This window comes from Aquimarina sp. AD10 (assembly GCF_003443715.1).
Taxonomy (GTDB): domain Bacteria; phylum Bacteroidota; class Bacteroidia; order Flavobacteriales; family Flavobacteriaceae; genus Aquimarina; species Aquimarina aggregata.
In genome coordinates, this window is sequence record NZ_CP031965.1 from 444,426 (window position 1) to 455,000 (window position 10,575).

General features: G+C 33.0%; 7 protein-coding genes and 1 rRNA gene (1 of these 8 cut by a window edge). 3 read left to right on the forward strand and 5 right to left on the reverse strand.

The window, feature by feature from the left end; genetic code table 11:
* Positions 1-8: 8 nt before the first annotated feature.
* Positions 9-1,172 carry a Pycsar system effector family protein gene (locus D1816_RS01575; RefSeq protein ID WP_066311684.1) on the reverse strand — a complete coding sequence of 388 codons (1,164 nt, stop codon included), beginning with the start codon at positions 1,170-1,172 and terminating at the stop codon, positions 9-11.
* 57 nt (positions 1,173-1,229) lie between these two features.
* Between D1816_RS01575 and D1816_RS01580 the strand changes: the two genes are divergently transcribed.
* Complete coding sequence (locus D1816_RS01580; RefSeq protein WP_118500917.1) at positions 1,230-4,937, forward strand: metallophosphoesterase; 3,708 nt, start codon at positions 1,230-1,232, stop codon at positions 4,935-4,937.
* A 4-nt stretch (positions 4,938-4,941) separates the two neighbouring features.
* On the opposite strand, the gene D1816_RS01585 is transcribed toward D1816_RS01580, so the two are convergent.
* The 4 genes from D1816_RS01585 to D1816_RS01600 all read right to left on the reverse strand — a co-directional run bounded on the left by D1816_RS01585 (position 4,942) and on the right by D1816_RS01600 (position 8,047).
* On the reverse strand, positions 4,942-5,817 hold the full coding sequence (locus D1816_RS01585) for a hypothetical protein (RefSeq protein WP_118500918.1): 876 nt from the start codon (positions 5,815-5,817) through the stop codon (positions 4,942-4,944).
* Entirely contained in the window at positions 5,795-6,247 is a 453-nt protein-coding gene (locus D1816_RS01590) for a Dps family protein (RefSeq protein WP_066311678.1), read from the reverse strand. Before D1816_RS01590 ends, D1816_RS01585 begins: the two co-directional genes overlap by 23 nt.
* Positions 6,248-6,344: 97 nt before the next feature.
* The gene (locus D1816_RS01595) at positions 6,345-6,896 is read right to left on the reverse strand and encodes an NUDIX domain-containing protein (RefSeq protein WP_118500919.1); all 552 of its coding nucleotides are present in this window, start codon (positions 6,894-6,896) and stop codon (positions 6,345-6,347) included.
* Positions 6,897-6,955: 59 nt separating this feature from the next.
* Positions 6,956-8,047: a M42 family metallopeptidase gene (locus tag D1816_RS01600; RefSeq protein ID WP_066311674.1), complete on the reverse strand. Its 1,092-nt coding sequence runs from the start codon at positions 8,045-8,047 to the stop codon at positions 6,956-6,958.
* 117 nt (positions 8,048-8,164) lie between these two features.
* Between D1816_RS01600 and D1816_RS01605 the strand changes: the two genes are divergently transcribed.
* Positions 8,165-8,893: a DUF4294 domain-containing protein gene (locus D1816_RS01605; RefSeq protein WP_118500920.1), complete on the forward strand. Its 729-nt coding sequence runs from the start codon at positions 8,165-8,167 to the stop codon at positions 8,891-8,893.
* Positions 8,894-9,609: 716 nt separating this feature from the next.
* Positions 9,610-10,575, forward strand: a 16S ribosomal RNA gene (locus tag D1816_RS01610) (it continues 556 nt past the right edge of the window).

Here is a 10,575-nt window from a genome sequence, read left to right on the forward strand (position 1 = left end):
TATTTTTATTACTGTAATAAATTAAAGGCAAGTGCAAAAGAAATTACCGAAGTCACGATCCCAATAATAAATACAGTATAGGTTATTCTTAGTATTTTGTATTTCTTATGTAATACTTTTCCTAAAAAGTACAAATCCTTTATCATGGTATCATAAATATAATCTTTATCAGCCATAAGTTCTTCCATTGCCCATTTGTATTCATCTAATGGCATTTTATGAAAGTTTCCAAAAAACAATAGGTTTACTTTTTTTTCTTCAATTTCCTTACGAGTAAACTCTCCACTAGTAACATTAGGTCTTGTAGCTAAAACCGATAAAACAATAGAAGCAATACTAAAAATTAAAAATATCAATGTTGGATATATAAGATATTGGTTAGACGGGTTATCAAGTTTAGGAATAAGGTTAGATAAAGCTAATGATATAATAATAGCATTTACCGAGAGCAGAATATTGGCCTTGGTGTCTGCAATATCACTTAATTTTAAATGATTTCTTAGTGTGACTCTAAATAATGTTTGTATACCTTTCTCGGGACTTTCTTCTTTTGCTTGTTTTTTTTCTTTTTTCTTTTTGATCTTACTTCGTTCTTCTATCATCTTAGAAAGGTTTTCCTCTTTTCTTGATTTCCAATGTTCTTTAGCGTAAGAAGTATAGTAATGGTGTTTGTTTTCAAATAAATCAATATTAGCTTTAAGCCATTGCGATTTGTTCAGATCACAGACATTAGTTAGTTTAAATTCTTTTCTTAAAAGTTCACTAGCCTCTTCATAATAATCTTTTGCAAAATGAGAAGCATCGGCATCTCTAATAATTTCTTCTAAAAGATTTGTTGGCTCATGCTCCATTTTAGTAGCCATAATCAACACAGAGACCTTGTCAATAATATCTTGACTCACTTTATGTTGTGCCAAAAATTCTTCAGAAATAGTAACACTATGGGATTCATGATCTGTAGAGCTTTTAGAATATCCTGTATCATGCAATAAAGCAGTTAATAACAAAACTTCTTTATCTTGATCAGATATATTAGTATTATCAATAATTTCTTTTGTACTTTTAAGTACTCTTTTGGTATGATCGTAATTATGATAAGTACAAGTGTTCGGCAGCTCTTTTTCAAAAAGTTCTGCAACAAAATTATCAGTTAATTCTAGTAAAGAAGACATATTTGTTATTTTTCGGTAACCAAAATAATTAAAAAAAAGAGATTGTAGTTTACAACAATGAATAAATATAATAAGTTTCTGATTATTAGTGTTGCATTTTTGCTTAGTTCTTGCGCAACATATTCTCCTAAGTATAAAGTCGTAGATTTTAAAAAAACATTACCAAACGGCACTATAGAAAGTACCTTTTATTTAGTAGGAGATGCTGGGTATGCTAAAAAAGGAGAGAGTACAGAGGGTTTATCTATGCTTAATAAAGTTTTGGATACAGCAAAAACAAAAAATGATTACCTTATTTTCTTAGGCGATAATATATACCCTAAGGGTATGCCAAAGAAAAATACTCCAGAAAGAAGTTTAGCAGAACATAGAATCAATGCACAAATAGAAGCAGTTAGAAATTTTCAAGGCGATGTCATTTTTATCCCTGGAAATCATGATTGGTATGCTAATGGAGTAGAAGGGGTGAAACGTCAAGAGAAATTCATTTTATCAAAAACAGGGAAAAAAGTTAGTCTCTTACCTTCTAAAGGATGTCCGATCGAAAGCATAACGGTTAGTGATAAAGTTCAACTATTGCTTTTAGATACGCAATGGTATTTGGCAAATTGGGATAAAAACCCTACTGTTAACGATGATTGTGAAATCAAAACCAGAGAAAAGTTTTTTCTTGAGATAGAAGGTGAAGTAAAAAAGCATAGTAAGAAAACAATAGTAATCGCGATGCATCATCCTATGTTTACTAATGGTCCTCATGGTGGAAAGTATAGTTTTGATAAACACATTTTTCCATCTAAAAAGAAAATTCCGCTACCAATTTTAGGGTCTTTGGCTACATTAATACGTGCACAAGGAGGTGTTACGGCACAAGACTTATCAAATGTTCACTATAATGGTTTAATGAGAAGATTGTCTACAATGACTAGGGGAGTAGATAGAGTTGTATTTGCCTCTGGACATGAACATTCTTTACAGTATATTGATAGTCCCGGCGGTAAACAAATTGTATCAGGATCGGGGTCTAAAGTATCGGCAGCAGCATTGGGAAAAGATGGTGAGTTTTCATATCCAGGTCAAGGTTTTGCTGTCCTAGATGTGTTTAAAAATGGAGCATCAAATGTTCGTTTTTTTGGTGGAAAAAATGGTAAAACAGAAGTAGTATATCAAACCGAAGTTCATCCAAAAGAAGAGATTCATGATTATAGTGGCATTAATAATACTTTTGAGCCCGAATTTTCTGCTTCAATTTATAAAAATGCAGAGGTTGAAAAATCATGGTTCTTTAAAACGATGATGGGAGATCATTATAGACATGTTTATGGTAAAAATGTAAAAGTTCCTGTTATTACTTTAGATACACTTTTTGGAGGGGTAACAATCGAAAGACAAGGAGGAGGTCAGGTAACAAGATCCTTAAGACTTATTACCAAAGAAGGAAAACGGTATAGTCTTAGAGCAATGCGTAAGAGTGTTACTCAGTTTTTGCAAAAAGGAGCCTTTAAAAACACATATGTAGGAGACAGTTTTGACGATACGATGACAGAAGAGGCTCTCTCAGATTTTTATACCTCAAGTTATCCATATGCTTTTCTTACCGTAGGAACATTAGCCGATGCTATAGGTGTATATCATGCCAATCCTAAACTATACTATATGCCTAAGCACCCCGCTTTAGGAAGATATAATGATAGTTTTGGTGGAGAACTTTATTTTTTAGAAGAACGTCCGGGAAAAGAATATAGCGACGAGGCTTCCTTTGGTAAACCTGATGATATAGAAAGTACAGATGATTTACTGAGTAAGCTACGAAAAGACGAAGAATACCAACTTGACGAAGAACATTATATAAGAACCCGACTTTTTGATATGGTATTAGGTGACTGGGATCGTCATTCTGATCAATGGCGCTGGGCACGATTCGATACAAAAAAAGGTAAAATATATAGACCGATCCCCAGAGATAGAGACCAGGTTTACTCTAATTATGATGGTGTGATTTTGGATGTTGTCAAGTTTGTAGTGCCATTGGCACGTAAGTTTCAGGTTTATGATGATGAACTTAAAAAAGTAAGATGGATCAATCAATCGGGATTGCCATTAGATAAAGCACTAATACAAAATGCAAATAAAGATACTTGGATTAAACAGGCACGTTATATTAAAGAGAATATTTCAGAAAGAACTATAGAAGAAGCCTTTAAAAATCTTCCTTCAGAACTTCATGGGGATACTGTAGAAAAGATTAAAAGAGATCTGAAAGTTAGAATTGAAAATATCGAAAGTTTGGCACTTCAATATCATGAATATCTTTTAAAGCATATTATTGTAAAAGGAACTGATAAGGATGATTATTTTGAGATTATACGAGAAGATAACAAGACAACAATAAAAGTTTCAAGAATTAAAGGAGATAAAATTAAAAAACCATATATCAATAGAGTGTTCAATTCTAAAGAAACTAAAGAAATATGGATTTATGGTTTAGATGATGATGATCAATTTGTAGTCAAAGGAAAAGGAAAAAGGCCGATCAAATTGCGTATTGTTGGAGGTCAAAATAATGATGTGTATGCGATAGATTCAGGAAGAAAAGTTAAAGTATTTGATCATAGATCAAAACCAAATACAATAAAGAAAAAAGGAGGAGCAACATTTAGGCTAAGTAATATTTATAAATACAACTTGTACGATTTTAATAAATATATAGAAAAAACGAATGTGGTTACTCCATTCGTAGGTTTTAATCCCGATGATGGGCTTAATGTTAGTCTTACAGATGTTTATACTGTGAAAGGATTTAAAAATAGTCCCTTTCATAGTAAGCATACTTTTAGAGCAGCCTACTATTTTCAAACCTCAGGGGGATATGATGTTTCATACTCTGGAGAATATATGAATGCAATAGGAAATTGGAACGTCTTGGTAAGCGGATTACTTACAAGTGAAAATTTTGCTCAAAACTTTTTTGGATTAGGAAATAATTCGATTAATAATGATGATGAATTAGGTTTTGATTTTAATAGAGTAAAGATAAGTACTTGGGCTGTTGGTTTAGGTTTCTCTAAAAACGGATATTATGGATCTAAGTTTTCAATCAAAGCAAATTATGAGGGGATAGAAGTGCAAGATACCTTTGAAAGATTTATCACCTCGGGACTTGATTTTGTAGCAGATGATCCAGATTTTTTTGAAAGAAAGTTTTTTGCAAATGTAGACATGCAATATGTTTTTGAAAGTTATGATAACGCCGTTAATCCAACAAGAGGAATGCTTTTTAAGGTTCAAACAGGAGGAAGAACTAATGTAGAAGACACCGATCGTACCTATGGGTATCTCTACCCTAAGTTAGGATTTTATAATGCTTTGACACGAAATAGAAAATTAGTCCTCAAAACAGATGTTATGGCACAGATAACTATTGGTGATGAATTTGAGTTTTATCAAGGAGCGTCATTAGGCGGAGTTAATGGATTAAGAGGTTATCGAGAAGAGCGTTTTACAGGAGAGAGTGCAGTGGCATTTAGTGGAGATCTAAGATATAGTTTTAATAAATTTAAGACAGGTTTGCTGCCATTGCAGTTAGGAGTTTTTAGTGGGTATGATATAGGGCGAGTATGGTTAGATGGTGAGGACTCTGATAAATGGCATGACTCTGTTGGTGGTGGAATGTGGATTAACGCAGTGGATACAATAGGGGGGCAGTTAGGATTGTTTACCAGTGACGATGGCTTACGGTTTACTTTTGGGTTTGGATTAGATTTCTAACAAATTAATCTAAAGTATATTGATATAATGTCGCCTTTTTATGTTTCATTTTTTCATCTGTAATATATAAAGTAGAGTCGTTTTTAAAAGAAATACCCTCTTTCTGCGAATAGTGATGTAATTTTATTTTTTTAACAGAACCATTAAATAAGCTATCTCCTTTAAAATTTTGAAGTAAAAATATTTTATTGTGAGCAAGCAATGCTATTTTATTACCCGATCGATTTACCGCCGCCGCAGTAATTAGACAGTCAGAAGGGTCTTTGCAAGTGTCATACTCTCCAATCAGTTTTGCCATATACTTACCAGGTTTAGCAGAAATCTTATATAATTTTGTGGTAATAGGAGATTTTTTAACCCTATTTTTTGTAAAGAGATAAAGATTCCCATTAAGATGAATAAATGCTTCTACATCAAAGTTTAGGTCATTCTTTTTAGGAGGAAACCTTTTTTGATCTTCAAAAATAAATTCGATTTTAGAAACCGAAATAGTATTAGATAAGATTCCAGAAACTTTATAAATAACTAGATCTTTTCTGGTATTTTGATTATTTCCAAAATCGCCAATATATATATTATCGTTATGATCATAGGTAAGATCTTCCCAATCAATATTTTTTGAATCAGGAATTTTAATTTCTTTTAATATCTTACCATCTTGATTAAGACAGAACAAAGTATTGTCATTTCCAGAATCATTAATTGCATATAGTTTATTGTTTTCAAGTGTTGTAATACCCGATATTTCATGAAGAGTATTTGATAAAGGGGCAATCTTTACCAAAATAGAAGCTTCATTCTTTTGACAGCTAACTTGTAAAGCCGTTAAAAGAATGAAACATAAAAGTGCTGATATTTTAATTTCTCTGATTCCAAGCATTAAGCATCCAACTTGTTTTTTCGAGCTCTCCAATATAAGTTCCAGTAATATCTAAGGTACCTTCATCTTTAACATCTGCTGCTTTTTCCGCTACATTTTTTAGTTGACTTAAAATTATGTCATGATCTTCTAAAATAGCCGAAACCATTTCGTGATCAAGCAGATTGCTTTCAGATTCTTTAATATTAGAATTATTTAGATATGAACTGTAGTTGCTAAAAGGTTTTGCTCTAAGGGTTAATATTCTTTCGGCAATTTCGTCAATTTTAAGTTTAGCATCCTCATAAAGTTCTTCAAATTTTTCATGTAACTCAAAAAAGTTGGATCCTGTAACATTCCAATGAAAATTTCTTAATTTCTGATAATGCATATGATAATCCGCTAATAAGGTGTTTAAAGCCGCTATGGTTTCTTTATTTGAATATGTCATAGTTTTTGTTTATTGATTATTTATTTTCAATACAAAAATACTATAGTTTATTATTGTTTATTGTAGATGCTCATAGTTAGTGGTGATAGTGGTATTATTATAGTCGATTTGAAATTTCATCTAAAACAAGTTCAAAATAGGCTGGATCATGAGGAACATAATTTAGGGATTCTTTAGAACTCATGATTTTATCTTTAAATATATTAATATCAATGTAATCGACCTGTGCTACTTCTTCAGACTGTAATGTAAATTTGTGAATAGGAAGGTGAAGAGCTAACAAATATATATGATGAAATTCATTATCATACAGATTTGGTTTAGGTTTTTTCTCGGCCAAGTATATACCAATGTATTCTAAATTATTATTTGAAATATAGATGCCAATTTCTTCCTTTATTTCACGAATAGCTGAATTTTCTGGAGATTCTCCAGCTTCAATATGACCAGCCACAGACACATCCCATAAATTTGGATAAGTGTCTTTATTATAAGAACGCTTTTGTAACAGTATTTTACCTTCTTTTGTATATATCCAGATATGCACACTAGCGTGATATAACCCCAATCGATGTGCTTCAGATTTAAGTCGAGCTTCACCAGTAGGAATACCTTTATCATTAAGTATATCTATCATTTCATCTGCCATAGTCTAAAAATAAAAAATCCTGTTTGAGAAAACAGGATTTAGAGTATAAAAAACGAAGTCTATTTGTCAAAGTAACTAAAAGTATCACCCGATTTAATATTTAATAAACTTTCATAAATCAATTTGATAACATTTTCAACATCATCTCTGTGTACCATTTCAACAGTGGTATGCATATAGCGTAGTGGTAATGAAATCAAAGCAGAGGCAACCCCACCGTTACTATAGGCAAATGCATCTGTGTCCGTACCAGTCATTCTACTAGAAGCCATTCGTTGAAAAGGTATTTTCTTGTCTTCGGCAGTATCTATTAATAATTCTCTTAATCTATTTTGTACAGCTGGAGCGTAAGAAATAACAGGTCCATCACCAATTTTAGTTTCTCCCTGAGTTTTCTTTTCTATCATAGGAGTAGTGGTATCGTGACAAACATCTGTAACAATGGCAACATTTGGTTGTATCGTTTGTGTAATCATTTCTGCACCTCTTAGTCCAATCTCTTCTTGGACAGAATTTGTGATATACAATCCAAAAGGAAGTTTCTTTTTATTTTCCTTTAATAAACGAGCAACTTCTGCTATCATAAAACCTCCCATTCTATTATCAAGAGCTCGACAAACAAACTTGTCCTTGTTTAGAATGAAAAATTCATCAGGATATGTAATAACACAGCCTACATGAACTCCAAGTTTTAGTACTTCTTCTTTATTAGTACATCCAACGTCAATACAAATATTCTCTAAAGTAGGAGCTTGTTCTTTAGCACCTTTTCTAGTATGAATTGCAGGCCAGCCAAAAACCCCTTTTACGATACCTTTTTTTGTATGTATATTAACACGTTTGGATGTTGCTATCTGATGATCACTACCACCATTACGTATTACATATATAAGTCCATTATCAGTAATGTAATTTACATACCATGAAATCTCATCAGCATGCCCTTCAATAACAACTTTGTATTTCGCTTTTGGATTAATTACACCTACAGCAGTTCCATATGTATCAGTTATAAATTCATCTACATAAGGTTTAAGATAATCCATCCATATCTTTTGCCCTTCCCATTCGTATCCTGTAGGTGCAGGGTTATTTAGATATTTTTCAAGGAAGGTTATAGATTTTTTATTCAATATGCTCTTTTTAGCCATGGTATTTTAAATATAATTTTATTTTTTGACTAAATTAACAATATTCACATAGATTTCACGCTTTAGAATCTGTTAATTATTACTTTTTAAAGTAATTTTGAAGCCTTAGAAAATATTATGTTTAGATATTTACCATATATAGTAGTATTCTTATGTACTCCTTTGCTTTATGGACAAGGGAAAAAGAAACCTGTTGATTCAATAAAAGCAGATACAACTGGGTTTGTGCAATATTATATAATAGAAGGAGATACTATCCCTCATGATGCTATAGACCTTGATGAAGTAGTTATATTAGGTAAATTAAAGTTTGATGATAAACTGGCAAGAAGAAAATATCTTATTCTTAGACGTAAAACACGTAAAGTGTATCCGTATGCAAAATTAGCTTCAGAACGATTAATTACATTGAACAAAAGGTTAGAAGGGATTAATTCGAAGAGGTCAAAGAAGAAGTACACAAAAATACTTCAGAAATACATGGAAGAGGAGTTTACCACAGAACTTAAAAAACTTACACGTACCGAAGGACAAATATTAGTAAAGTTAATCCATCGTCAAACTGGTAAAACAATGTTTGAGCTTATTAAAGAGTATAGAAGTGGTTGGAGGGCGTTTTGGTATAATAATACGGCTAAGATTTTTGATATTTCTTTAAAAAGACATTATGACCCTATTAATATAGAAGAGGATTATTGGATAGAAGATATATTACAACGTAGTTTTCAGTCGAATATCCTTGAAGAACAAAAGACAGCACTCGATTTTAGTTTTTATGATTTAAGAAATAAATGGACAGATACAATCAAAACTAGTACGGTTAAAAATAACTTGTTCGGGTTTTAATACTAGGGGATAGGTTACTTATGTTCTCTCAGTGTAACTAAAATTTAAAAAAATCGATTTCTAGTTTCATTATTTTTTATTATCTTAGCTTTCTATCTTTTTTAAAATCAAGGCTTTTCATTTCTTTTGAAAAAAAACATTAAAAAAGTCATTGTCGAATAGTTTTATGTGTGTAGATTTGCGCCCTCGAAACGGGGTAATGTGTTTCGGGTAGTTCATTGAGATTTGGTTTTATTTTTAGGTTAAAAAAACTTTATTTTTTTTCTACGAAATAGCTTGTCAGAATAAAAAAGGGTTGTATGTTTGCATCCGCTAAGCTCGAGGGCTTAGGAGTTCATTGAGAGTTTTGTTTTGGTTAGGGATTTAGGAAAAAGTTTTTTAAAAATAATTTCAAAAAAGCTTTGTAGAATAAAAAAGGGTTGTATATTTGCATCCGCTTAGCGAAACAGAGCGAGTTCGTAAAAATAATTATAATGGTTTTCTACTGATAATTTAGGTAGAATTGGGGTTCGATTCCTTAGGTAATAACAAGAGTAATTTTGGCTACTAGATGTGGTTTTAGATTGCTAAGAAAGTTCATAGACATATTGATTGACAGCGCGTATTTAGCTATTTTATTTATAGGATAGTTAATACATACGAAATTAAAGACTAGAATCATTTAGAGATACGATTATAATTCCGTTGTATTGTTTTCAAATAATATTTAAAGACAAACGATGAAGAGTTTGATCCTGGCTCAGGATGAACGCTAGCGGCAGGCTTAACACATGCAAGTCGAGGGGTAACATAAGTGCTTGCACTTGATGACGACCGGCGCACGGGTGCGTAACGCGTATAGAACCTACCTTATAGTAAGGGATAGCCCAGAGAAATTTGGATTAATACCTTATAGTATTATTGATTGGCATCGATTAATAATTAAAGATTTATTGCTATAAGATGGCTATGCGTTCTATTAGCTAGTTGGTATGGTAACGGCATACCAAGGCTACGATAGATAGGGGTCCTGAGAGGGAGATCCCCCACACTGGTACTGAGACACGGACCAGACTCCTACGGGAGGCAGCAGTGAGGAATATTGGACAATGGAGGCAACTCTGATCCAGCCATGCCGCGTGTAGGAAGACTGCCCTATGGGTTGTAAACTACTTTTATAGAGGAAGAAACCCCGATATGTATATCGGTCTGACGGTACTCTACGAATAAGGATCGGCTAACTCCGTGCCAGCAGCCGCGGTAATACGGAGGATCCAAGCGTTATCCGGAATCATTGGGTTTAAAGGGTCCGTAGGCGGTTTTGTAAGTCAGTGGTGAAAGTTTTCGGCTCAACCGGAAAATTGCCATTGATACTGCAAGACTTGAATTATTGTGAAGTGGTTAGAATGTGTAGTGTAGCGGTGAAATGCATAGATATTACACAGAATACCGATTGCGAAGGCAGATCACTAACAATATATTGACGCTAAGGGACGAAAGCGTGGGTAGCGAACAGGATTAGATACCCTGGTAGTCCACGCCGTAAACGATGGTTACTAGCTGTTCGGACTTCGGTCTGAGTGGCTAAGCGAAAGTGATAAGTAACCCACCTGGGGAGTACGTTCGCAAGAATGAAACTCAAAGGAATTGACGGGGGCCCGCACAAGCGGTGGAGCATGTGGTTTAATTCGATGATACGCGAG